Genomic DNA, 22078 nt, shown 5'->3' on the forward strand with positions numbered 1-22078 from the left:
CCCAAAATCCTTATAATTGAGCACAATTTTTATCTAATTTTAAGTGGATGACCATGAGTCGCGCCATATCGCATATTGATACCTTCCAAGGCTTAATTCTTGCCTTACAAAACTACTGGGCTGAACAAGGTTGTGTAGTGTTACAACCTTACGATATGGAAATGGGTGCAGGTACTTTCCACACTGCAACTTTCCTACGTGCTTTAGGCCCTGAAACTTGGAACGCGGCTTATGTTCAGCCTTCTCGTCGTCCTAAAGATGGCCGTTATGGTGAGAACCCGAATCGTCTACAACACTACTACCAGTTCCAAGTCGTGTTGAAGCCAAACCCAGACAACATCCAACAGTTGTACTTAGATTCATTAAAAGCCATTGGTATTGATACCCTTGTTCACGACATTCGTTTCGTGGAAGACAACTGGGAATCTCCAACACTTGGCGCATGGGGCTTAGGTTGGGAAGTTTGGTTAAACGGTATGGAAGTGACTCAGTTCACTTACTTCCAACAAGTCGGTGGTGTTGAATGCTACCCTGTAACTGGCGAAATCACTTACGGTCTAGAACGTCTAGCGATGTACCTCCAAGGTGTAGACTCAGTTTACGACTTGGTTTGGACTAAAGGTCAGTTTGGTACAGTGACTTACGGCGATGTATTCCACCAAAACGAAGTTGAACAATCGACCTATAACTTTGAATATGCCAACGTTGAAAAAATGTTTGAGCTATTTGATTTCTATGAAGCTGAAGCGACTCGTTTAATGGAAGCTGAACTTCCACTGCCTGCCTATGAACAAGTAATTAAAGCATCGCATAGCTTTAACTTGCTTGATGCACGTGGCGCAATTTCAGTAACTGAACGTCAACGTTACATTTTACGTGTACGTACATTGGCTCGTGCGATTGCCCAAAGTTATGTCGCTGCGCGTGCGAAGCTTGGCTTCCCGATGGCAGAACCAGCTTTACGTGACGAAGTCCTTGCTCAACTTAAAGCACAAGTTGAAGCGGAAGCAAAAGTAGAATCTAAGGAGAGCAAATAATGTCTAAACATACAGTATTGTTCGAATTAGGCTGCGAAGAACTTCCACCAAAAAGCTTAAAAAAATTACGTGATGCGCTTCATGCAGAAACGGTAAAAGGTTTAAAAGACGCAGGTCTAGCATTCGATTCAATCGAAGCATATGCAGCACCACGTCGCCTTGCATTGAAAATTGTCAATGTAGACGGTGCACAAGCAGACACACAAAAACGTTTTGATGGCCCTGCTAAACAAGCAGCGTTTGATGCTGAAGGTAAACCAACTAAAGCTTTAGAAGGCTTTATGCGTGGTCAAGGCATCACGGTTGATCAAGTATCGACTTTCCAAGCGGGTAAAGTTGAAAAAGTGTGCTACTTAAAAGATGTAAAAGGTCAAAGCCTTGATGTTTTACTTCCACAAATTTTACAACACGCTTTAGATAACCTACCTATCGCAAAACGCATGCGTTCTGCGGCAAGCCGTGCTGAATTTGTACGTCCTGTAAAATGGGTTGTGTTGTTGAAAAACAGTGATGTAATTGAAGCAACCATTCAGGATCACCAAGCAGGTAACGTGACTTATGGTCACCGTTTCCATGCCCCTGAAGCAATCACACTTGCAAATGCTGATGCTTATCTTGATGCCCTTCGTACTGCAAAAGTGATTGCAAACTTTGAAGAGCGCCAAGCCATCATCGACCAACAAGTCAAAGCTTTAGCTGATGAAGTCAATGCCATTGCGATTGTCCCTGCGGACTTACGTGACGAAGTAACAGCATTGGTTGAATGGCCAGTTGCGCTTCGTGCAAGCTTTGAAGAACGCTTCCTTGCTGTTCCTCAAGAAGCACTCATCACGACGATGCAGGACAACCAAAAGTACTTCTGCTTAGTGAATAGCGACAATAAACTTCAACCTTACTTCATTACCGTGTCAAACATTGAGTCGAAAGACCCGATACAAATTATTGAAGGTAACGAAAAAGTTGTGCGTCCACGTTTGTCGGATGCTGAATTCTTCTTCTTACAAGACCAAAAACAACCGCTTGCTTCTCGTAAAGAGAAACTTGCGAACATGGTCTTCCAAGCAGAACTTGGCACACTATGGAACAAGTCTGAACGTATTGCTAAATTGGCTGTGGCTTTGTCGGCTATCACAGGTGCAAACCCAGCAGATGCTGAAAAAGCAGCGCTCCTTGCAAAATGCGACTTAACCTCTGAGTTGGTGGGTGAATTCCCTGAGCTTCAAGGTATTGCCGGTACTTACTACGCACGTATTGAAGGCGAAAATGATGAAGTCGCTGAATCTTTAGGTGAACAATACTTACCTAAATTTGCAGGTGACCTTTTACCTAAAACCAAAACAGGTACTACGCTTGCGCTTGCTGACCGTTTAGATACGCTCACAGGTATTTTTGGTATTGGTCAGGCGCCTACAGGTTCTAAAGACCCGTTTGCACTACGCCGTTCAGCCATTGGTATCTTGCGTCTTGTGACTGAAAATGATTTAGATGTTTCGATTGAAGATCTAATCAAACTTGCACTTGCTGCTTATGGCGATGTGATTAAAGATCACGATAAAACTTTAGCGGATGCTGTTGCATTCCTTGAAGGTCGTTACCGTGCGAAATATGAAGACCAAGGCGTAGCAGTTGATGTAATTCAAGCAGTTCAAGCGTTGTCTCCAAAATCTCCACTTGATTTTGATAAGCGTGTAAATGCGGTAAATCATTTCCGTGACTTGCCTGAAGCTGCTGCACTTGCTGCTGCCAACAAGCGTGTTGCAAACATTCTTGCAAAAGAAGCTGCACCTGAAGGCGCTGTGGTTGAAGCGAACTTGGTTGAAGATGCTGAAAAAGCATTGTTCGCTGAACTTGCAAAAATCACACCTGTAGTTGAGCCATTATTTGCTGCGAAGGACTACACCGCTGCCCTTTCTGCACTTGCTGCACTTCGTGCGCCAGTCGATGCGTTCTTTGACGGTGTGATGGTGATGGCCGATGATGCTGACCTAAAAGCAAACCGTTTACGTATGCTTGCACAGCTTCGTGACTTGTTTACGAAAGTGGCTGATATTTCAGTGTTACAGCACTAAGTTTAAGCATTAATTAAAAACCCGCTTTAGAGCGGGTTTTTTTATGCCGTTTGAAATCTAGGTAGAATCCTGTTAGAAATAGCGGAATTTTTTGATAAGAACAATATATGAAAAGTATTACAGTCAATTATCCTTACCGCCCAAATCTCTATCTTTTTATCTTACATGCAGTATTGATGGCATGCAGCTTTTACCTTTGGAAGGTTTATCCATACATTCCAAACAAGCCAGATATGGGTGCTTTATTCTTTTTGATTATTTCTGTTTTGGGTGGATTTATTGGAATCATCATCGTTGCGGTGACTTTGCCCAGATTATACCGCACTGTGCGTTACTTAGCGCTGTCTAAATTTGTTTTAAGTTTGGTGTATTGGTTGTCGAGCACAACCATTTTCGTTTTATTTGGCAGTACTAAATTTATATTCAATAATCCCCTTGTACTATTTGTCTTCGTTTTTCTATTTTTTAGCAGCCTGTATTTTTCAATAATTCGTGTTGCAGATATGCGTAAGAAAGATTGGCTCATTATCGGTGGAGTATTGGGTGGCCTTGTGTTGTTGTTCTTTTTGCCAAAACTTTAATCGCTAAATAAACCAGCTAAGGCTTCATGGGTTATTTAGGATAACGTCCTAATAATTCAATGAGACGGTTTGAAATATTAGTTAAATCACCAAGCGAAATCACCTCTTATTACATCAATGTGGAAAAGATCTGCTGTTGCACACAATATCTCGTTTTAAATAAAGATGAATAAAACTTGAGCAAATAAATCTCGGCATGCTAAAAATAACTCAACCTGAATAAAATGAAATACCGATGATGAATAAAAAATTACTTAGCTTTGGACTATTGATTCTATCTATTTCTTCTGCAAATGCTGGAACGGAAATGACTCATTCCCAAATCATCATTTCTTCACCCGATACCGTTGCAAGTTATGATTGCGCAGGACGCTCAGTGAATATTCCTGCTCCAGATAGCCGTATTACTCTAAAAGGCAGTTGCCCGATGATTACTGTTGCAGGTCCAAATACAACGGTATATGTAGAATCAGTCAATAAAATCAATATTTATGGACCAAATTCGAAAGTGTATTATCAAAAAAGCACCCATCCATCACGCCAAGTCAGCATCAATGCCGTTGGTCCAGGAAGTGCAGCCTATAAACGTTAAATATTAAGTGAATGAAGTTGAATTTAGGCTTAAGACTTAAATCTATAGCCAATAATTCACCAATTCCCTATACTCAATCCAACAACACTCAACAAGAATGAAACTTATGAAATTGAAAGCATTCCTTTTGACTGGTCTTGCGGGTATAACACTTTCTGCATGTACATCTGCACCAACGATTCCACAACTTGAAACAGGTGTATTACAAGAAGTTCAAAATATTGATGTCTACCCAGATACCACGGATAACAAAGCAAAACTGACTAAATTTGTAGATAAATGCGTGATTGAATTTACAGGCAATTTAGAAGAAGCAAAATCGGTTGAACAATGGTCATTTAAAGGCTTAACCCTCATTTCAGGTGGTACAGCAACCTTTGCCAAAGATGGTACAAGTTCAGCGCACAATTTTGATTTAAATGCGGCGGATGTACAAAAGAACTTCCTTGCATTACGCGGTCATTTTGCAAAAGATGCGCTTACACAATGTGAATAAATAATAAAAACCATATCTCCAAAATGGAGGTATGGTTTCATTTTTCCTTGAATCTTGCACAATAATTCGTTCAAACCCATAATTTTTTATGATGAAAATCGTAACTAGCACCACACCACAGCAACGCGCAAAACACATATAAGCCACTGTATTTTCATAAAATTACAATAATGCATTAACTTAACCAAGTTTCCACACTTCAAACTTCCGCGTATCTGAGCTGTTATTGCATTGTGTGACTTATCGCACAAAACCACTTTTTGCTTTTTTTTACTCTTAAGATGTTCTCTGCTCCAAAAGCGCAAATGCTGAGTGCAACAGCAGCGTTCAATAAAAGAGGACAATTGCAAAGATGAAACCTTTATTTAAAACAACACTGATCACCGCAGCATTATTCGCAACCACTCCACTATTTGCCAATACAACAGCATCAGTGGAAGCTAAAGTAGATGCTCAACAACCGAGTGTTCTACAAAATTTAAAACAAGACATTAATCAATCTGCACATAAAGCAGGTGATAAAATTGAAAAAGGTGTCGATAAGACCAAAACATTCACTCAAGAAAAATGGCAAGACACCAAAGAATTTAGTGCAGACAAAAAGCAAGATGCCAAAGACAAATGGGCTGAACTAAAACAGTCTAAAGATGAAAAGTCAGATGCAGCGAAAGCCAAGATCGATGCCAAGGCTGAGCAAAACAAAGCCAAGCTTGATGAGCGCAAAGCACAGCTCGATGAAAAAGCTGCAAAAGACAAAGCAAAACTCGATGAACGTAAAAGTAATGTCGACAACAAAGTTGATCAAACCAAGAGTTATTTAGGTGAAAAAGCTCAGGAAGGTCGCCAATTTGCCAGTGAAAAATGGCAACAAACCAAAGCGAATTTCCAAAAAGGTCAAGAAGCCAATGTGAGTGGCAGTAGCAATGTACAGTTGCAAACGCCTGTCGCACAAGCTGAAGTCCATAGCTCACATGAAGCCAGCTTAGGTGCTCACAAATAAATAAACTGGCTTTCATACCCTCTCCTCCAGAGAGTAGGCTCACCCTTCGGTGGGCCTTTTTTACCTTATGCAAAATACAAACGTGTACAAAGCTGTCATTTGCTGTATTGATTGTGCTATGGCAAGTTTTTTTCGCTGCAATTTTTCCTATAATGCGTTAAATCCATTCATCAGATAGAAAATCTATAAAATTCAGAGGTGAAGCTGTGAAGATTTCATTAAAAGCAACGTTATGCCTAAGCTTAATATTCACGACACCCATGCTTTGGGCACAAGAAAACGCAGCAGCGCAAAGTACTGAGCAACAAGCGAAAAAACCTGTGAGCCCTTATGGTGATAATCCAAATTTATTGCATGTGTGGGCCTATAAAGCCCAAGAAGGCGTGGTCGGTGCTGCTAAAAATATTGGTGAAATGACTGAACGCGGGATTTCTAAAATTAAGCCTTCGGTTGACCAAGCTTGGGACAATACGAAAACTGCTACTCAAAATACAGTACAACAGGTTGATCAGGGCGCACAGCAAGCCACCCAAAACGTCAATGAAAAATTGAAACAAACCCGTGAAAATATTACAGGTAAAACTAGCCAACCTGCGCCCATTAGCCAACAGTCGTTGAGTGAACCGTCTTCAGGTAATACGATTAATACAGCTCCGAGCAGCAATGCAGGGCAAAATAACAATCAATATCCTCAAAGTAGCTATCCTTCGAGTTCGACGTCTACAACCTATCCTGTGACTGATTTATAATTTAACACCACATTTAAAAGCTCAACTTTGGTTGGGCTTTTTTAAAACCAAAATTGAATGCTTTTGGTCTTTGGCCTATGCCTATAAAAACAATGAATTAATGAGAAAAAAATGCGAATTTTATTTGGTATCTTGCTTGGTATTCTGCTCTGCGTTGGCTCTGTGATTGGCTTACAACGTTTTCCACAATTGTTGAAAAGTTATCCACAGTTGCAGACTATTTTTCCCCAATTGTACGATTCATACCAATATAACCATGATGCCGAAGGTAAATTATTACAAACCTTAGAGATGCTAGATGACGAAGAATACAAATCGACTGAAGGCAATGAAGCGACACTGTATCAACTCGATGATCAATGCAAAATAAACCTCTATGTTTTTGGTGAATCCTATCAAAGCCTAACAAGTTATTATTTTCACAAAGGTCAGATTTTACGTGCCTATGAAACATATCTGACTTATCCAAACGGTGGCTTTTACGCTGAACCCAATACCAAAGAGCCTTTTAAACTTGAAAAAAGTTATTTACAAATCATGATGCCAAACAATATCAAGACTGAACTTGAATTTGAGCAAATCAAAAATCATTTCAATGCTAAATTTTTGAAAAAATGCTGAAATTTAACTATTAAATTAAGCATTAATGCATTAAGTAGTAGGCTTGAGATATCGCCTACGTACAAACAATGCTGTACAGATTTGAATAAGCATCAACAGGCAAAATGGATAGTCAACCCAGACTGATAAATGATCAATATGAGCAACCTCTCCAAAGACAGAAAAATAGACCTGTCCCACAATAATAGGCACTACAACAAGCCATAGCCCCCAATACCAATAGCGATTTAAAAAATCAATAAGCGCTAAGACGAAATGCGCAATAAAAAATACCGAAACCAGCACAACTTGTAAGGTCGGCATGAATTTATGAACTTCAAAATCAGGATTCTGGAATAAATAATTTTCACTGATATTTAGTACATAACTGTACCATGCCCAAGTAATGCATGCGGTAAAGAGAATCAGCATGCAAAATAATCTTAAACTTTTTTTATTGGCAAGATCGACCTGCATAGACATCCCTATTTATATAGAGCTTTATTCAAAAATAAGGTTCCTTAAACTCGTTTTAATTCACCTGCCGAATGACCATCCCCGCTTTAAAGGCCTCTACATTTTCAACCATTTGCTGCACGATACGTTGTCTTGCATCGACGCTGCCCCATGCACTATGTGGAGTAATAATTAAATTTGGAATACTTGGGTCAAGCAACACATTACCCTGCTTAGGTGGCTCAACCGTCAAGACATCGGTTGCCGCACCTGCAATCTTTCCTGATTTCAATGCCTCGGCTAATGCCGATTCATTAACCACACCACCTCGTGCGCAATTGATCACAAAGGCCGATGCTTTCATTTGAGCCAAGCTTTCATGATTGAGTAAATCACGGGTTTCATCAGTTAAAGGACAATGCAAACTCAGAAAATCGACCTGCGCTAACATCTCAGAAAAGGCCACTCGCTCAGCCACCATAGGTCGATTCGGTAGCGCGCCAATCATAATTTTCATGCCAAACGCTTTAGCCAAATGGGCCACGGCTTGCCCCAATTCGCCATAGCCGACAATCCCCAAAGTCTTACCAGCCAACTCAATAATTGGAAAATCCAGTAAGCAGAACTGATCCGCTTTTTGCCAATTTCCCTGTTGAACCGCCCGATCATACTGTCGAAATGATGTCGCCAAGTTCAACATTAACATCAAGGTATGCTGTGCAACCGCAGCGGTGCCATAAGCTTGGCAATTACACACCACGATGCCTTGTTGCTGTGCGTGTACAAGGTCAACGTTATTGGTGCCAGTGGCAGAAATTAAGATCAGTTTTAATTGCGGATTGAGCTGCATGTGCTCAGCATTGATGTGTACTTTATTGCTGATAATCACATCAGCCTCTTGTATGCGCTGAGCAACCTCTGCAGCCATTGTTGCGGGATAGAGCGTCAAGTCATCAAACTGTGCTTCTAGTCCGCTAAAATCTAAGTCCTGTTTATCTAGAGACTGATAATCTAGAAATACCGCTTTCATGGCAGCTTCCCTTCTGGCCGATTATAAAAATTCGATTGTGGATGATTAAAACCTGTGATGCACCAAAGTGCAATCGAACAGCATATAAAAAAACCCGCTATTTCGCGGGTTTATCGAGATGATGTTGCAATGAATTTCGAATTTTGAGTATGACATAAATGGTCAGTATCGTAAGTAACAACATACTGCTGCTAAAAATCAGTATGCTTGAACTAACCCCCTGTGCATAGGCTGAACCCATGGTCAGCACTAAGATGAATAATACAGCAAGCATCTGTGTTGAATGCATACTGATACCCCTCGTATTCCTCATGATGTTTTAGGTAGTATGATTGTTTTTTATACTACCTTTCTCTCATCATAATCTCTTCCTACAAATTAGCAAGCTTTGGATTTTCAACCCAATGTCGAGCTTAAATTTGTTCGGGTTGCACCACAAACTGGCAAGATGCATCGGCATTTTCCACAAAGAAGACTTGACCAAATTCATCGCTACTCAAACGCAGTTCTTTATAGTTGAGTGTGTAATAGCCCACATATTTCTGCATTAAAAGAGGGTGCATACCTGTCGCAAGTTCATCTTGAGCTAAGACCAATTTCATTACCTGACGGTCATTCATCACCACCATGTAACGCTCATCTTGAACTTGTACGTATACTAGGCCTGTGCCCTTCGGCTGCAAAGGAATCAAAAACTTATGGTTCAGCGCAATCACACCGGCTGCATAGCTTTCAATTTTTTGGCTAATCACATTAAACACTAAACCATGTTCAAACTGGTCGAGTAGTAGGCTACGATTTTCCTGTGGCAAAAAGGTCGTGATCCCCAACTTTTGCAGATCTTGCTCACTGACTTGTTTGTTATTAAACAATACCCGTAATAAGGTTTGTTTTTGTTTGGCATCAAAAAACTGAGGGTCAAGCTGAAACGAATTGCTTTTTAAAATTTCACCCAAGGCATCTCGATGACGAGTCAGTAAATTTTCGATGACTTTTCGATAATAGAATTTGCTGTTTTTCTTAACCCGACGCATTTTTTGATAAAAATACGGCGCATCAAAAGGATGTCTTAAGAAATCATTTAACAGTTCTGAACTCGCCAACACTGCAATGGCATCATGCCCTGTGAACGGCAGATGCAACACATGCACATGCGGAATTAAAGCCTGTAATTTTTCAAAATGCGCGCGATCTTCTGGACAATAAGGATCATACACCACGATATATTCGCGTGTAGTCGAGACGTCTTCAGCAAATACCCGCATATTGGCATGCAGATTGGGTTGAAAGAACATGCCATAGCGTGTATCGACAATGTCTTCAGGGTCTATGGAGTACTGCGGTACCATACTGACCACGCGCTGGAATCCAAATAAATTGGCATACTTAATGACTGCATAGCCACCCATGGAACCACCATAGGCAATACGTAGGTCAAATTGTTCGAGGATTGGCTTGATGGCTTGATACATCGGTTGCATTGACGATGCTGGAAACCACGATTTTTGTTTCGGCATCACACCAATCACATTAAAATCATACTTTTGCAAAGACTTCTCTGCATTGATGCTCAAGCCCTTGGCGCGGGTAATCAAATCACCGAAGGAGAAAATAAGCTCACGAGAACTGCCAGGCTGAAAAATGACACGAATTTGATCATCTTCAAAAATGATGTGCTTTTCCATTGTGCTTTGCTCCAGTCCTTGTTGCGTCACGCTTTTCCTTCCTTGTTGCATTCAAAGTTTATCTTGTTCCGAATATGCTATTTTATAGAGGCCATACAGATTAAAAAGTGCAGAATATGACACATTCAATACATCCTGCCGCACAACAAGGCTTTAGCTCTGCAGCTGAACTCTATCAACAAGCCCGCCCTGACTACCCGATTGAAATCAGTGCGTGGCTACAACAACATTTAGCTTTAGCCCCTCAAGCCCATCTGGTGGACTTAGGCTCAGGTACAGGCAAATTTCTCGAGTATATTCGCCCACTCAGTGAAAATATCACCGCGATCGAACCTGTGCATGAAATGCTGCAACAATTGCAGAAAAAACATCCGCATATTGCAACTTTAGCCGCCCAAAGTGATCAGATTCCATTGCATGATCATTCTGTGGCAGCGGTATTTTGTGCTCAATCTTTTCATTGGTTTGCCACCCCTGAAACCCTCAATGAAATCAGTCGTATCTTAGTTCCCAAGGGGGATCTTGTTTTGATTTGGAACCAGCGTGATATCCAAGTCAATTGGGTCAAACAACTCGCTGATGTCTTGAGTGAACTCGAAGGTGACACACCACGTTATCATAGTGGGCAATGGCAAAAAGTGTTTGAACAGCAGCAAACATTTAAATTAATTGCCGAAACCACCTTTCAACAATTGCATCATGGTACAGTGGAACACGTGGTTTCCAAACGATTATTGTCCACCAGTTTTATTGCAGCGTTAAACACGGATGAACAACAAAAACTGAAACAACAATTTGAAAATATCGTGGCTGAATCAACCCAAAAGACTGCACAGGATTTCATTGATTTCCCCTATATCACGCATGTCTACATCTTTAGAAAAACACATTAGGACACGATTATGCTCTTGCCAATCTCTTTAAAAAAACTCAGTGTCATCTTCCTCATGGGTACAGTCTTAGGACTCACTGCATGTGAAAAATCATCAAAAACGGTGGAACAAAATAGTGAAATCAGTTTCGACGATCAAATCATGAAAGAGCTAAATAGTGATCCTATTAAAAACTTTGCCAAGACCCCAGATGATCTACACGACTTAACGCTACTGACGCAATATGACGAGAGCTTTAGTCAAATTAGCGATGAGATGGAAGATGAGCTGATGAAACTGCGTGAGGAAGGCAAACTCACTGATGAATTTGCTACACAGCGTAAGCGTGACAACATCCAGTCAGCACTGAATATGCTCAAAGAACTCGAAATGAAAACTGAGCAAGGCCGTTACATTCAAGGCTTGATGTATCAGTACTGGGACAATCAATCACAAATTTATCGTGAGAAAAATCAAACAGCCGATGGTGAGTTAAAAAATCCTAGTGATAGTGTCAAAGGTCTCGGTCAGTTTATTCATGCACAAGAACAATTAGGTCATTGGCAGGAACAATATCCCGAGCTTAAACATCCTGCTCAAGCTCAATAAATTAAAAGTCGAAAAATGACTTAAACAAAAAGGGTTCCACGTGAACCCTTTTTTATTTAGAAATACAACGCAAAAAAATTAAGGATGCTCTGCATATTGCGGTAAATCATCATGAATGCTTTCCCATTCTGCTTTCGAGCTGACAAATATATGGCAGACTGGTACTTGCTGTATGGGTGTATCCAGTGTTCCTATACGTAAGCGATAGTAATCCGGGGTATCGGTTTTAATACTCATAATTGGTGAACCACATTCCCCACAAAAACAACGCTGTGTGGTTGGTGAAGATTTAAACTTTTTCAATACGTGTTCACCCGACACAATTTTGAAATCTGCTTTGGCTATTGGAGCATTGGTCGCAAATGCCGTGCCATTGGCTTTTCTGCACCGAGAACAATGACATTGCACGATCTCACCAATCGGACCATTGATCTCATAACAAACCGCTCCACACAAGCAGCTTCCGGTATATTGTTCTTGTACGCGCATAGTGGTCTTTCTTAGAAGAATTTCATCTCAAAATATCACAACTCCTCAGCAAGATTGTGACAATTTGAAGCGCTTAGCTCTGCAAAGAAACCAGATAGTTTTGAACCCCTTCACCCGCTGCTCGACCGGTTGCAAGGCATGCTGTTAGCAAATAGCCTCCTGTAGGCGCATCCCAATCCAACATTTCTCCGCAGACAAATACTGCAGGATTGCTCTTCAATTGTAAGCCATCATTTAGGACTGAACGCTTCACACCACCTGCGCAGCTAATCGCCTCATCTATCGGGCGAAATCCATCAAGTTGAATATTTAAGTGTTTAATTTTCGCAGCAAGTAAGGCAGGTTCATGCCACAAAGATTTATCCACCAGTTCACGGACCAGTGCAGCTTTCGCCACATCTAAACCGGCTTTACGCCAAACATTGGTTAAAGATTGCTTTTTCGAAGGCTGTAATTTCTTAGCCAATTGTTCAACACTTTGATCTGGCAATAAGTCCAAAGTCAGCTGCATGGGCTGAGCAGATTTCACTTGTTGACGCAAAGCACGACCTTGTTTGTAGATCAATCCACTTTCCAGTCCATAGTGTGAAATGATGATATCACCTTGGGTCGGCTCGGCTTGCTCGACCCATGCATTGACCCGCTTTAAAGGCTGTCCAAACACGGGCTGCATGAACTTCGACCAAACGCGTTCCACGCCTGCATTACTGGCCTGAAAAGCTTCAATGCTCTCAGGCTGTAGCCATTTTTGCCATGCGCCATCACTGCCTAAACGTGACCAAGACACAGCCCCACACGCCATAATAATCGCATCAAAGCCAAGCGCTTGATTTGATCCATCAACAAGGTTTTGAATTGTCAGCTGATTGGACTGTAAGTCCAAAACTTGATGTCGATAATAAAACTGTACCCCGTCTAGACTAAGACGTTTTAACCAGGCACGCAGCAAAGGCGCAGCTTTCATTTCAATAGGAAAGACCCGACCCGATGAACCAATATAGGTTTCAATGCCCAACCCCTTCATCCATTGTTGAATCCATGCTGCATCCCACTGCTTAACCCATGGACTCAGCCATTCCACTTGATCATAGCGCTGCACAAATTGTTCAACGGGTTCTGCATGCGAAATATTCAGCCCCGTCTTGCCCGCCATTAAAAATTTACGGGCTGCCGATGGTTTTTGCTCATAAACATGAATGTCATAGTCAAATTGGCTAAGCACTTCCGCAGCCATCAATCCCGCAGGCCCTGCCCCAATGATTGCAATACGCTGAGTCATGCCCAATTATTCCGCAGATGCTTCGGTGGGTTGCTTACCTTGTAGCGGCTGAAAATCATCAAAACGTGTGGTGTAATCTACAGGCTTGGTAATGATTAACTGCTGACAGAGTTCACCACGTTCTAGATATTTAATCTCAAAGTGTGTACGTGCTGAAGTCTCTGCAATGCGTTCTTTGACAAAAGGTAGCTTCCAAACATCAATTAACTGCTGCTGCGCTTCCTCAATATATTCAGGAATATTACTCGCCAAAGTAATCTGACCACCCGGCTGCAAACGCGACAATAAAAATTCAAAAAACGGCATATTTAACCAGCGCTGTGCAGGATTATGCGGTTCAGGGTTTGGATACAAAATAAAGAATTGCTGTACTTGCGCAGGATGTAAGGCATGTACTACCCAAGGCAATGCATCAGCATGAATTGGAGTTAAATTGTTTTGCCCTTCAAGTTGATGCTGCTTTTGCATTGCCACAAATTTTTCACGTGTCCGCTCAACAGCAATCAATTGAAATTCAGGGTGATTGGCTGAAAACAATAATGCATGTTTACCTTTACCAGCCCCAATTTCCACACAAATCGGTGTGGAATCAATCGGCTGAAAATCACGGGGAGCTCGCATACGCTGCGCTTGAAATTGACGAATAGGCATAAACAGATCAAACTAAACAGAACGGCATAAGTCTAACAACTGCGACTGTATTTGCCTAATTGAATCATCCGTTTTTGCTGGAGTTAAGCATGCCCACCACCATGAATTGTCCACGCTGCGGCAAACTCACCACATGGGAAGACAATGAATACCGCCCATTCTGCTCAGATCGCTGTAAATTGATTGATCTCGGTGCATGGGCCAATGACGAATATCGCCTGCCAACCCAAGATGCGCCTCAGGCTGATGGCGGCCGTGAGGAAGATCAGTTCTAAGGACTCAAGTGCATAAACCCTTTATTTAGGTAAATAAAAAAGGAATCCACACGGATTCCTTTTTTTATTGGCTTTCTCAATCTTGTTGCTTAACCCGCTTTACTAGCAACGAAAGGGTTATGTTGTTTTTCATAACCAATGGTACTCATTGGACCATGCCCTGAAATAAACTGGGTGTCATCTGGCAAGCTAAAACATTCACGCTGAATGGAGTCGAGTAATTGTTGATGGTTACCACGTGGAAAATCTGTCCGGCCTATCGAGCCTTTAAATAACACATCACCCGTCCAAAGCACGGCATATTTTGCGTTATAGAACATGACATGACCCGGTGTATGCCCCGGTGCAAAACGTACTTCAAACTCTTCTTCACCCAGTTTCAGTGTTTCGCCACCTTCTAACCACTGAGTCACATTGACATTTTCAGGGATCGGGAAACCGTATTTCGCAGAAACTTCCTGAATCATGTCCAACCAAAAAGCATCCTCTTTGTGTGGGCCAATCACCGGAACATTCCACGCTTGGGTTAATGCCCCAACCGCACCTGCATGATCTAAATGCCCATGCGTCAGCCACAATGCTTTTACCGTTAAACCAAGCGCTTCAACTTCAGCTTTTAATTTTTCCGGCTCTCCCCCTGCATCAATCAAGACCGCTTCTTTCGACTCAGAGTCCCAAACAATGGAACAGTTTTGTTGAAATGCCGTGACGGGAACGATTTTAACTTGCAACATAGGGCGAAAACCTCAAGGCGATGAATGGGCTAATGTTTGCTTTAAGGCATCAAGATTAGCTTGAAGTAATAAATTGAGCAATGCGACATGATCATCCCGCACGTTTAATGCTGGAATATAACCATATTCGCCACCGCCTGCAGCTTGGAAAATTTCAGCATTTTGCAGCGCCAACTCTTCTAGCGTTTCCAAACAATCCGCTGAAAATGCAGGGCTCATAACCTGTACCGATTTCACGCCTTGTTTGCCCCACGCTTCCAAAGTGGCATCGGTATAAGGTTTCACCCATTCTTGCTTACCAAAGCGCGATTGGAAACTGATTTCATATTGATCTTCATTTAAACCGAGCGCTTTTGCGACCAAGTGCCCTGTTACACGGCAACGGTCAGCATAGGGATCACCTTTATCGGCATAAGGCTGTGGAATACCGTGGAATGACATCAATAATTTATCTGGTACACCATGTTTAGCTTGATAATCACGCACACTTTGCGCCAAGGCCTGTATAAACACAGGATGCTGGTAATAGTCACGAATAATGCTCAGACCAGGTAAATTACGCTGCTGTGGAATCCATTTAGCAATCGCATCATATAAAGGTGCCGTAGATGTTGCTGAATACTGTGGAAACAACGGAAATAATAGAATGTGGTCTTGAGGCTGCTCAGCCAATTGCGCTAAAGCGGCAGAAATCCCCGGATTACCATAAGTCATGGCCGGAATCACATTCAGTTCAAATTCTGGATATTTTGCTGTGAGATGCTGTTTTACTGCGGCGACTTGCTCAAATAAAATTTCACGCATGGGCGAATCATTACCCCAAACCATGTCATAAGCATGTGCAACACGTTTAGGGCGAAATGGCAAAATAAACAAACGTAGAATGATTTGCCATATCGGTTTCGGGATTTCAATCACTCGCTGATCTGACAAAAACTGTTGCAGAAAACGACGTACCGCAGGCACAGAAGGTGCATCAGGCGTGCCTAAGTTCGCCAGAATAATGGTGACTTTAGCTTTTTCGGCAGACAACATTACACTTTTTCCATCAATTTGAATGACGCTAATGTAGCAGCTTTTTATCTATTTTATAATACAGATTAATATGCAGATTTAAATTGAAAAACCCGATCATTATCCAGCAAATTACTTTCCAGTAGTTTTTGACCTTTCGAGGTCACTTGCCACAACATGCGTTGACGGTCATCACGTCCATTTGGAATGATCCAATCATTTTGACGCATTTGACTCTTGATATTATGCAAAGCCCGAATATTCACCTGAGCACGAGCAACTGCATGCGCACGAGGCATTTCTACGCGAGCATCTTCCAAACCTGTTTCGTTTAGAAATTCATTCATGCGTTTAGAGAAAAACTCTTCTGGGGTTGGATTGACAAAAGTTGAACCCAAAATCGAAAGCAACTGTGCCCAAGTCATTTTTTTCTGAACTTTCAGCTCTTTAAAATTGCCGTCTTGATAGGCATGCATACGATACTCAAAAGAGAATACTTCATGCATCGACACTTTTGGTAAAGATAGGAATGGATCAACTTCGCGTTTTCCAGACTCTGTTTCGAGTTGAACTAACTGGGCTTTTAAACGATCAATTTCATCATGTAAAGCTTGAGTATTCTGTGGACGCACCCAACCTGTAACAGGATAGCGTTCTAGCATTTGTGGCATGTTCAATCGAACTGCCATTTCTAAATCACGCAAACTACGATAGGTAAAAACTTGATCGACTTCATTTTGTAATAGTTTTCTAAATTCTTTAAATTTTTCACGAAGTTCAGGTTTAGCATCATGTAACGCATCATCACGTGAATCTGGATCATCATGCATAAACACAATGACAGGTTTTTGCTTGGTCACCGCATAGATGTATTCAAGGTGCATATAGCCCACACCAGACACAGACTGCTCACCGTATTGACTACCCAATAAAATCATCACATAGTCACAATCGTCAATTTGACGACGTGCAAAAGCAGTGCTCAATGGTGTGCGTTGTTCTAGCCCCCATGAGAAAAACCCCATTCCCACAAGCGTCTGAGCCAAAATGATCCGTTCTGGCTGCATTTCGCTACCAGATGTGGAAATGAATACTTGATAACGCTTATCGAGCATTAGTGATCCTCTCCCGCTGCATAACGCACTCAGCATCGAATTGATCTTAGCTGGAAAATGCGACATGACTACCCCAATAAAAAACTAATTTTTTCATTTAACGTTGTCCAAAATGACTGATTTAGTCTTCTGAACTTATAAGTCCGATGTTGGCAATGTTCCAAGAAATATCATCTTGAATCAGGCGCGCCACAACCGGTTTTAAATTTTCCGCATTATTGCCACTGACATAGCACTCTATACGCAAACAATTTTCTCTTTTCTGATCAAATAATAACTCATTTTTAATCAAAATTCGGGCTGTTTGTCGTGCAACTGCAAAACCTGAGTCAATTAATGTCAGCTTCTGACCAAAAATATACTGAATTGCCGATTTTAGGAAGGGGTAATGCGTACATCCAAGCACTAAATAATCTGCACCGGCATCTACAACTGGCTGTAATATCTCGGTTAATGTCTGCAGGCAAGGCTCAGTCATTTGCGCACCTGCTTCAACAAAGGGCACCAATTCCAGACTGGTCACAGTCAGAACATTGACCCCTGCCGGCTCAGCAAAACGATGCATCACATCTTTAATCAACTTTCCACGAAATGTCGCAGGAGTTGCAAGAACAGCCACTGTTTTACTTTTTGTTTGCAGAACGGCAGGCTTTAACGCAGGAACTAAACCAATAATGGGGAAGTTCTCCCCATAATGTTCACGCAAATAATCCAAACTAAAAGCAGATGCCGTGTTACATGCCACGACAGCGACTTTACAGCCTTGGCGGTATAACCACTCTATGGCATGTGCAGTCAATTCACGTATATTTTGATCATCACGTGGCCCATAGGGTACATGTGCAGTATCGGCATAATACACAATACGTTCATTCGGCAAATAGCGCGCAATTTCCAAGGCCACAGATAAGCCACCAATCCCCGAATCAAATAAACCGATCGGTGCATCTGCGCCAGCTTTCGGCATGGGTACATCCAGTGGGTAAATGGGGTGAATGGCGGTCATAGGATCACTTATATGTTGTTCAGAATGACAAGGTGGAAAGCTTAAACCTCAGGTGCCTAATTGCAAGCGCAAATCACCACTTTGTAACACTAAAATGGATTCACCTTTTTCATTTTCAAGCAGTTCACCCATCTCAACCAAATGAAAGAATGCGGCACGCTGGATCAGTGCATTAATTCCAAAACGCACATGTACATAAGGGCGCAATTCACCTTGATATTCACGCATAAAAATAGGATGTTCATCATCCACAACAATCACGTCTTGTGTTGTGGTCGTAAACTGGATATAGCGCTTGTTTTCTAGCTCAAGCGTATCGACTTGATTAACAAATAAAGGCTCATCTTCCACCTGTATTTCAATTTGTTCCACAGGGGTTTTTAAATAGAATTTCCCATCTTCTTTCCAAAGCACGGTTGAGAACAGATCAATGAGTGCTTGCCGCTTGATCAATTGACCATCGTGCCACCATTCTCCATTGGCTAAAACCTTCAAATCCATTGCACCACAATGCTTTGGATGCCATTGATCTAATGGAGGGATTGACCTTTTGTGACCGGACTGTCCATCTTTTAAGTATTGTGCAATGTTCATTAAATTTCTATCATCCCTATTAATGAATTTTTTCGTCGGGTTTTCGTTCAATTGCTGCTTCATCCGCCTAATAAATACCTTAGTGACGGAAAAATAATATGATTCAGCCAATTGGCTAGAACTCGGTTTAAAACTATACTAGCCCACAATATCAAAGACACGATAGAAAAATTGTGTCTGGGCATTAAGAACACTCATGGCAGCACCATTTAAATGAATTGAATGGATGCCACCTTCCGAAATATGAGGAGTCCTACATGGAACACATCGAACGTGAATCGATGGAGTTTGACGTAGTTATCGTCGGTGCAGGTCCTGCCGGCCTATCTGCTGCGATTAAAATTCGTCAACTTGCAATTGAAAATAACCTAAACGATCTGTCCGTTTGTGTCGTGGAAAAGGGCTCCGAAGTGGGTGCGCATATTCTATCAGGTGCTGTGCTCGAACCTCGCGCAATGAATGAATTGTTCCCAGATTGGAAAGAACAAGGCGCACCGTTAAATGTGCCTGTGACTGAAGATAAAACCTTCTTCTTATTGTCTGATGAAAAATCACAAGAAGCACCGCATTGGATGGTGCCTAAAACCATGCATAACGATGGCAACTATGTTATTTCGTTAGGTAACGTGGTTCGCTGGTTAGGTGCTAAAGCTGAAGAATTAGAAGTGTCTATTTTCCCAGGCTTTGCAGCATCTGAAATTCTTTACCATGAAGATGGGACTGTGAAAGGTATTCAGACTGGCGACATGGGTATTGGTAAAGATGGCGAACCAACGCACAACTTTACCCCTGGCTATGAACTTCATGCGAAATACACATTATTTGCTGAAGGCTGTCGTGGTCATTTAGGTAAACGTTTAATCCAAAAATTCAACTTGGATAAAGATGCCGATCCACAACATTACGGTATTGGTATTAAAGAACTTTGGGAAATCGACCCTGCTAAACACAAGCCAGGTTTGGTGATGCACGGTGCAGGTTGGCCTTTAAGTGAAACAGGTTCTTCAGGCGGTTGGTGGTTATACCACGCTGAAAACAACCAAGTGACGTTGGGTATGATCGTTGACTTATCATATACCAATCCACACATGTATCCATTTATGGAAATGCAGCGTTGGAAAACACATCCACTGATCAAGCAATATCTTGAAGGTGGTAAACGTATTTCTTATGGCGCACGTGCGGTTGTAAAAGGTGGCTTCAACTCTCTACCTAAATTTACATTCCCAGGCGGTAGCTTAATTGGTGATGACGCAGGTTTCCTAAACTTTGCAAAAATCAAAGGCTCTCATACAGCAATGAAATCAGGCATGCTGTGCGGTGAAGCTGTATTTGAAGCGATTGCTGCGGGTGTGGAAAAAGGTGGTGACCTTGCCATTGCACGTGTGACTGAAGGTGAAGACTTCTTCGCTAAAGAGTTAACTGCGTACACAGACAAGTTCAACAACAGTTGGTTGAAAGAAGAGTTATATAACTCTCGTAACTTTGGCCCTGCTATGCATAAGTTTGGTCAATGGATGGGTGGTGCGTTCAACTTTGTTGATCAAAACATCTTTAAAGTGCCATTTACACTACATGACTTACAGCCAGATTTCAGTGCTTTAAAAACTGTCGATGCTGCGAACTTCAAACCGAATTATCCAAAACCAGATGGTAAAATTACATTTGACCGTTTGTCTTCAGTATTCGTATCGAATACCGTTCATGAAGAAAACCAGCCTGCTCACTTGAAACTGACAGATGCTTCTATACCTGTAAATGTGAACTTACCAAAATGGGATGAGCCTGCTCAGCGCTACTGCCCTGCTGGTGTTTATGAAATTATGGAAGAAAACGACGGTTCTAAGCGTTTCCAAATTAACGCGGCAAACTGTGTTCACTGTAAGACGTGTGATATTAAAGATCCATCTCAAAACATTACTTGGGTAACACCTGAGGGTGGTGGTGGTCCTAATTATCCTAATATGTAATCTCTTTTGAGATTGAAATAAACCCGCTTAATGCGGGTTTATTCTCAGTTAAAATAATTTATTCAAAGTTAGAATTCGTCAAATTTGAATAGTTAAATTATAAATAATATTTGAGTACCAAAAATTCATAATCTAATAATAAATATTCTAATTCTAGCTTCTACTCCATAAGAATATGCTTATTCCAATGCATACTCCTCTGCATTTAATATTTGATTCTTATCGATTTTAAATCGATTTGAAATAATTATTTTTGATTTAGTCATTCCACCAAAAACGACTTCACAACTTAAATTTGTTTTTATTCTATTCCTAAAATCTTCAATATTTTTAACACAATGCTCACTATTAGCATCATCTTCCGGACATATTTTCAACAAAAAATCCGATTGAAAAGTATTCTTCTTTCTTTTTTCATCTTTTACTTTTAAATACGCATAAGGTTTGAACTCATTCAACTTGTCACACTCAATACGTGCAAAGTCGAATTGTTCTTTTATCAAAACTTCTTTTAATGAAACTGAACTTATTAAATTTCCTGTAACTGCTAATGCAGGTTTTTCTTCTGAACCGATAATACTATAGCTTAATTTAAGAGAAGGATTAACAGTAATTTTTCTATCTAAGCTTTGATGATTAGCATTTTGGCAACCCAAAATAAATACAACAAAACCCAAAATGTATTTTTTTTTCATTTTATTTTCTTCAATTGAGTGAACATCATATCTTCAGCAGACTGGCCCATAAATATTTTTTCTTTCATCATTTCCTTAAATTCAGCATGACTATATTTTGTAGAATAAAAAACATTTGCTCTCTCTGGGTTTATCCCTCCACTGCCCTCCTGAATCTGCAACAGCATCGTTACTATCATACGACTTTGGCTCGCATGTTACACTTATCCAATAATTACAATTAGGTGAAGGCTCTCTAAAATAGATTCGAGCTCTTACTGGAGTTAATGCACTATATGATAATAAAGTTCCAACAGGATCAATTGTTATCAGTAAATTAACTTTGCATATCTTTTTTTTGCCTAGTTCAGCTGCGAGTCCAGCTGCGTTCCATCCAACTAAACTATGTCCAATAATATTTACCTGAGTATTCGGGTTTTTTTCTAAGAATTTCTTAATATTGTCAAATGCATCTAATTTTTTCCCTCCAGCTTTCATGCC

General features: G+C 41.1%; 26 protein-coding genes. 12 read left to right on the forward strand and 14 right to left on the reverse strand.

Annotated features, from left to right (window positions below; all coding sequences use genetic code 11):
- Positions 1–53: 53 nt before the first annotated feature.
- From glyQ to B1201_RS06495, 8 genes are all read left to right on the forward strand, one after another.
- Positions 54–1037: a glycine--tRNA ligase subunit alpha gene (gene glyQ / locus B1201_RS06460; RefSeq protein WP_078192785.1), complete on the forward strand. Its 984-nt coding sequence runs from the start codon at positions 54–56 to the stop codon at positions 1035–1037.
- A complete protein-coding gene (glyS, locus tag B1201_RS06465; protein WP_078192786.1) occupies positions 1037–3106 on the forward strand; it encodes a glycine--tRNA ligase subunit beta in 2070 nt (689 codons plus the stop codon). The genes glyQ and glyS overlap by 1 nt, the downstream gene beginning before the upstream one ends.
- Before the next feature lie 107 nt (positions 3107–3213).
- Entirely contained in the window at positions 3214–3687 is a 474-nt protein-coding gene (locus tag B1201_RS06470; protein ID WP_078192787.1) for a hypothetical protein, read from the forward strand.
- A 235-nt stretch (positions 3688–3922) separates the two neighbouring features.
- Entirely contained in the window at positions 3923–4279 is a 357-nt protein-coding gene (locus tag B1201_RS06475) for a DUF3060 domain-containing protein (RefSeq protein WP_078192788.1), read from the forward strand.
- 106 nt (positions 4280–4385) lie between these two features.
- Positions 4386–4775, forward strand: a complete 390-nt coding sequence (locus tag B1201_RS06480) for a hypothetical protein (RefSeq protein WP_078192789.1) — start codon at positions 4386–4388, stop codon at positions 4773–4775.
- Between the two features lie 352 nt (positions 4776–5127).
- Complete coding sequence (locus B1201_RS06485; RefSeq protein WP_078192790.1) at positions 5128–5775, forward strand: hypothetical protein; 648 nt, start codon at positions 5128–5130, stop codon at positions 5773–5775.
- A 260-nt stretch (positions 5776–6035) separates the two neighbouring features.
- A complete protein-coding gene (locus tag B1201_RS06490) occupies positions 6036–6524 on the forward strand; it encodes a hypothetical protein (protein WP_078192791.1) in 489 nt (162 codons plus the stop codon).
- Between the two features lie 111 nt (positions 6525–6635).
- On the forward strand, positions 6636–7145 hold the full coding sequence (locus B1201_RS06495; protein WP_078192792.1) for a hypothetical protein: 510 nt from the start codon (positions 6636–6638) through the stop codon (positions 7143–7145).
- Between the two features lie 30 nt (positions 7146–7175).
- On the opposite strand, the gene B1201_RS06500 is transcribed toward B1201_RS06495, so the two are convergent.
- The 4 genes from B1201_RS06500 to B1201_RS06510 form a co-directional block, all read right to left on the reverse strand.
- Positions 7176–7556, reverse strand: a complete 381-nt coding sequence (locus tag B1201_RS06500) for a hypothetical protein (RefSeq protein WP_143221666.1) — start codon at positions 7554–7556, stop codon at positions 7176–7178.
- A 100-nt stretch (positions 7557–7656) separates the two neighbouring features.
- A complete protein-coding gene (locus tag B1201_RS06505) occupies positions 7657–8610 on the reverse strand; it encodes a 2-hydroxyacid dehydrogenase (protein ID WP_078192794.1) in 954 nt (317 codons plus the stop codon).
- A gap of 97 nt (positions 8611–8707) precedes the next feature.
- Positions 8708–8899, reverse strand: a complete 192-nt coding sequence (locus B1201_RS16770; RefSeq protein WP_078189765.1) for a hypothetical protein — start codon at positions 8897–8899, stop codon at positions 8708–8710.
- A 124-nt stretch (positions 8900–9023) separates the two neighbouring features.
- Positions 9024–10295, reverse strand: coding sequence for an alpha/beta fold hydrolase (locus B1201_RS06510; RefSeq protein WP_078192877.1), 1272 nt, complete (start codon positions 10293–10295; stop codon positions 9024–9026).
- Positions 10296–10411: 116 nt separating this feature from the next.
- Between B1201_RS06510 and B1201_RS06515 the strand changes: the two genes are divergently transcribed.
- Together B1201_RS06515 and B1201_RS06520 are read left to right on the forward strand one after the other, a co-directional pair.
- Positions 10412–11188 carry a class I SAM-dependent methyltransferase gene (locus tag B1201_RS06515; protein WP_078192795.1) on the forward strand — a complete coding sequence of 259 codons (777 nt, stop codon included), beginning with the start codon at positions 10412–10414 and terminating at the stop codon, positions 11186–11188.
- A 9-nt stretch (positions 11189–11197) separates the two neighbouring features.
- Positions 11198–11776, forward strand: a complete 579-nt coding sequence (locus tag B1201_RS06520) for a hypothetical protein (RefSeq protein ID WP_078192796.1) — start codon at positions 11198–11200, stop codon at positions 11774–11776.
- 78 nt (positions 11777–11854) lie between these two features.
- On the opposite strand, the gene B1201_RS06525 is transcribed toward B1201_RS06520, so the two are convergent.
- From B1201_RS06525 to B1201_RS06535, 3 genes are all read right to left on the reverse strand, one after another.
- Positions 11855–12265, reverse strand: a complete 411-nt coding sequence (locus B1201_RS06525; RefSeq protein ID WP_078192797.1) for a GFA family protein — start codon at positions 12263–12265, stop codon at positions 11855–11857.
- Between the two features lie 73 nt (positions 12266–12338).
- Complete coding sequence (locus B1201_RS06530) at positions 12339–13544, reverse strand: TIGR03862 family flavoprotein (protein WP_078192798.1); 1206 nt, start codon at positions 13542–13544, stop codon at positions 12339–12341.
- 6 nt (positions 13545–13550) lie between these two features.
- Positions 13551–14201, reverse strand: a complete 651-nt coding sequence (locus tag B1201_RS06535; RefSeq protein ID WP_171263754.1) for a DUF938 domain-containing protein — start codon at positions 14199–14201, stop codon at positions 13551–13553.
- Between the two features lie 83 nt (positions 14202–14284).
- On the opposite strand from B1201_RS06535, the gene B1201_RS06540 reads away from it, so the two are divergent.
- On the forward strand, positions 14285–14470 hold the full coding sequence (locus tag B1201_RS06540) for a DNA gyrase inhibitor YacG (protein ID WP_067764029.1): 186 nt from the start codon (positions 14285–14287) through the stop codon (positions 14468–14470).
- A gap of 89 nt (positions 14471–14559) precedes the next feature.
- Here the strand turns inward: B1201_RS06540 and B1201_RS06545 are convergent, their stop codons facing one another.
- The 5 genes from B1201_RS06545 to B1201_RS06565 form a co-directional block, all read right to left on the reverse strand.
- Positions 14560–15204 carry an MBL fold metallo-hydrolase gene (locus tag B1201_RS06545; protein WP_078192800.1) on the reverse strand — a complete coding sequence of 215 codons (645 nt, stop codon included), beginning with the start codon at positions 15202–15204 and terminating at the stop codon, positions 14560–14562.
- Positions 15205–15216: 12 nt separating this feature from the next.
- On the reverse strand, positions 15217–16239 hold the full coding sequence (hemH, locus tag B1201_RS06550; RefSeq protein ID WP_078192801.1) for a ferrochelatase: 1023 nt from the start codon (positions 16237–16239) through the stop codon (positions 15217–15219).
- Positions 16240–16304: 65 nt separating this feature from the next.
- Positions 16305–17333, reverse strand: a complete 1029-nt coding sequence (locus tag B1201_RS06555) for a DUF4062 domain-containing protein (protein ID WP_078192802.1) — start codon at positions 17331–17333, stop codon at positions 16305–16307.
- Between the two features lie 121 nt (positions 17334–17454).
- Complete coding sequence (gene murI / locus B1201_RS06560; RefSeq protein WP_078192803.1) at positions 17455–18339, reverse strand: glutamate racemase; 885 nt, start codon at positions 18337–18339, stop codon at positions 17455–17457.
- Positions 18340–18387: 48 nt separating this feature from the next.
- Positions 18388–18996, reverse strand: a complete 609-nt coding sequence (locus B1201_RS06565) for a DUF1285 domain-containing protein (protein WP_078192804.1) — start codon at positions 18994–18996, stop codon at positions 18388–18390.
- Between the two features lie 194 nt (positions 18997–19190).
- Between B1201_RS06565 and B1201_RS06570 the strand changes: the two genes are divergently transcribed.
- Positions 19191–20903, forward strand: a complete 1713-nt coding sequence (locus tag B1201_RS06570) for an electron transfer flavoprotein-ubiquinone oxidoreductase (protein WP_078192805.1) — start codon at positions 19191–19193, stop codon at positions 20901–20903.
- A gap of 179 nt (positions 20904–21082) precedes the next feature.
- Here the strand turns inward: B1201_RS06570 and B1201_RS06575 are convergent, their stop codons facing one another.
- Positions 21083–21598 (reverse strand): hypothetical protein, encoded by a 516-nt coding sequence (locus tag B1201_RS06575; protein ID WP_078192806.1) that lies wholly within the window; start codon positions 21596–21598, stop codon positions 21083–21085.
- 90 nt (positions 21599–21688) lie between these two features.
- A complete protein-coding gene (locus B1201_RS17155; protein ID WP_228144757.1) occupies positions 21689–22075 on the reverse strand; it encodes a hypothetical protein in 387 nt (128 codons plus the stop codon).
- Between the last annotated feature and the right edge of the window lie 3 nt (positions 22076–22078).

It is taken from the genome of Acinetobacter sp. ANC 5600, assembly GCF_002018395.1.
Taxonomy (GTDB): domain Bacteria; phylum Pseudomonadota; class Gammaproteobacteria; order Pseudomonadales; family Moraxellaceae; genus Acinetobacter; species Acinetobacter amyesii.

Coding starts and splice junctions, on each gene's coding strand:
- glyQ (WP_078192785.1), top strand. CDS start 54: ATGAGTCGCGCCATATCGCATATTGATACCTTCCAAGGCTTAATTCTT.
- glyS (WP_078192786.1), top strand. CDS start 1,037: ATGTCTAAACATACAGTATTGTTCGAATTAGGCTGCGAAGAACTTCCA.
- B1201_RS06470 (WP_078192787.1), top strand. CDS start 3,214: ATGAAAAGTATTACAGTCAATTATCCTTACCGCCCAAATCTCTATCTT.
- B1201_RS06475 (WP_078192788.1), top strand. CDS start 3,923: ATGATGAATAAAAAATTACTTAGCTTTGGACTATTGATTCTATCTATT.
- B1201_RS06480 (WP_078192789.1), top strand. CDS start 4,386: ATGAAATTGAAAGCATTCCTTTTGACTGGTCTTGCGGGTATAACACTT.
- B1201_RS06485 (WP_078192790.1), top strand. CDS start 5,128: ATGAAACCTTTATTTAAAACAACACTGATCACCGCAGCATTATTCGCA.
- B1201_RS06490 (WP_078192791.1), top strand. CDS start 6,036: ATGCTTTGGGCACAAGAAAACGCAGCAGCGCAAAGTACTGAGCAACAA.
- B1201_RS06495 (WP_078192792.1), top strand. CDS start 6,636: ATGCGAATTTTATTTGGTATCTTGCTTGGTATTCTGCTCTGCGTTGGC.
- B1201_RS06500 (WP_143221666.1), bottom strand. CDS start 7,556: ATGCTGATTCTCTTTACCGCATGCATTACTTGGGCATGGTACAGTTAT.
- B1201_RS06505 (WP_078192794.1), bottom strand. CDS start 8,610: ATGAAAGCGGTATTTCTAGATTATCAGTCTCTAGATAAACAGGACTTA.
- B1201_RS16770 (WP_078189765.1), bottom strand. CDS start 8,899: ATGCATTCAACACAGATGCTTGCTGTATTATTCATCTTAGTGCTGACC.
- B1201_RS06510 (WP_078192877.1), bottom strand. CDS start 10,295: ATGGAAAAGCACATCATTTTTGAAGATGATCAAATTCGTGTCATTTTT.
- B1201_RS06515 (WP_078192795.1), top strand. CDS start 10,412: ATGACACATTCAATACATCCTGCCGCACAACAAGGCTTTAGCTCTGCA.
- B1201_RS06520 (WP_078192796.1), top strand. CDS start 11,198: ATGCTCTTGCCAATCTCTTTAAAAAAACTCAGTGTCATCTTCCTCATG.
- B1201_RS06525 (WP_078192797.1), bottom strand. CDS start 12,265: ATGCGCGTACAAGAACAATATACCGGAAGCTGCTTGTGTGGAGCGGTT.
- B1201_RS06530 (WP_078192798.1), bottom strand. CDS start 13,544: ATGACTCAGCGTATTGCAATCATTGGGGCAGGGCCTGCGGGATTGATG.
- B1201_RS06540 (WP_067764029.1), top strand. CDS start 14,285: ATGCCCACCACCATGAATTGTCCACGCTGCGGCAAACTCACCACATGG.
- B1201_RS06545 (WP_078192800.1), bottom strand. CDS start 15,204: ATGTTGCAAGTTAAAATCGTTCCCGTCACGGCATTTCAACAAAACTGT.
- hemH (WP_078192801.1), bottom strand. CDS start 16,239: ATGTTGTCTGCCGAAAAAGCTAAAGTCACCATTATTCTGGCGAACTTA.
- B1201_RS06555 (WP_078192802.1), bottom strand. CDS start 17,333: ATGCTCGATAAGCGTTATCAAGTATTCATTTCCACATCTGGTAGCGAA.
- murI (WP_078192803.1), bottom strand. CDS start 18,339: ATGACCGCCATTCACCCCATTTACCCACTGGATGTACCCATGCCGAAA.
- B1201_RS06565 (WP_078192804.1), bottom strand. CDS start 18,996: ATGAAGCAGCAATTGAACGAAAACCCGACGAAAAAATTCATTAATAGG.
- B1201_RS06570 (WP_078192805.1), top strand. CDS start 19,191: ATGGAACACATCGAACGTGAATCGATGGAGTTTGACGTAGTTATCGTC.
- B1201_RS06575 (WP_078192806.1), bottom strand. CDS start 21,598: ATGAAAAAAAAATACATTTTGGGTTTTGTTGTATTTATTTTGGGTTGC.
- B1201_RS17155 (WP_228144757.1), bottom strand. CDS start 22,075: ATGAAAGCTGGAGGGAAAAAATTAGATGCATTTGACAATATTAAGAAA.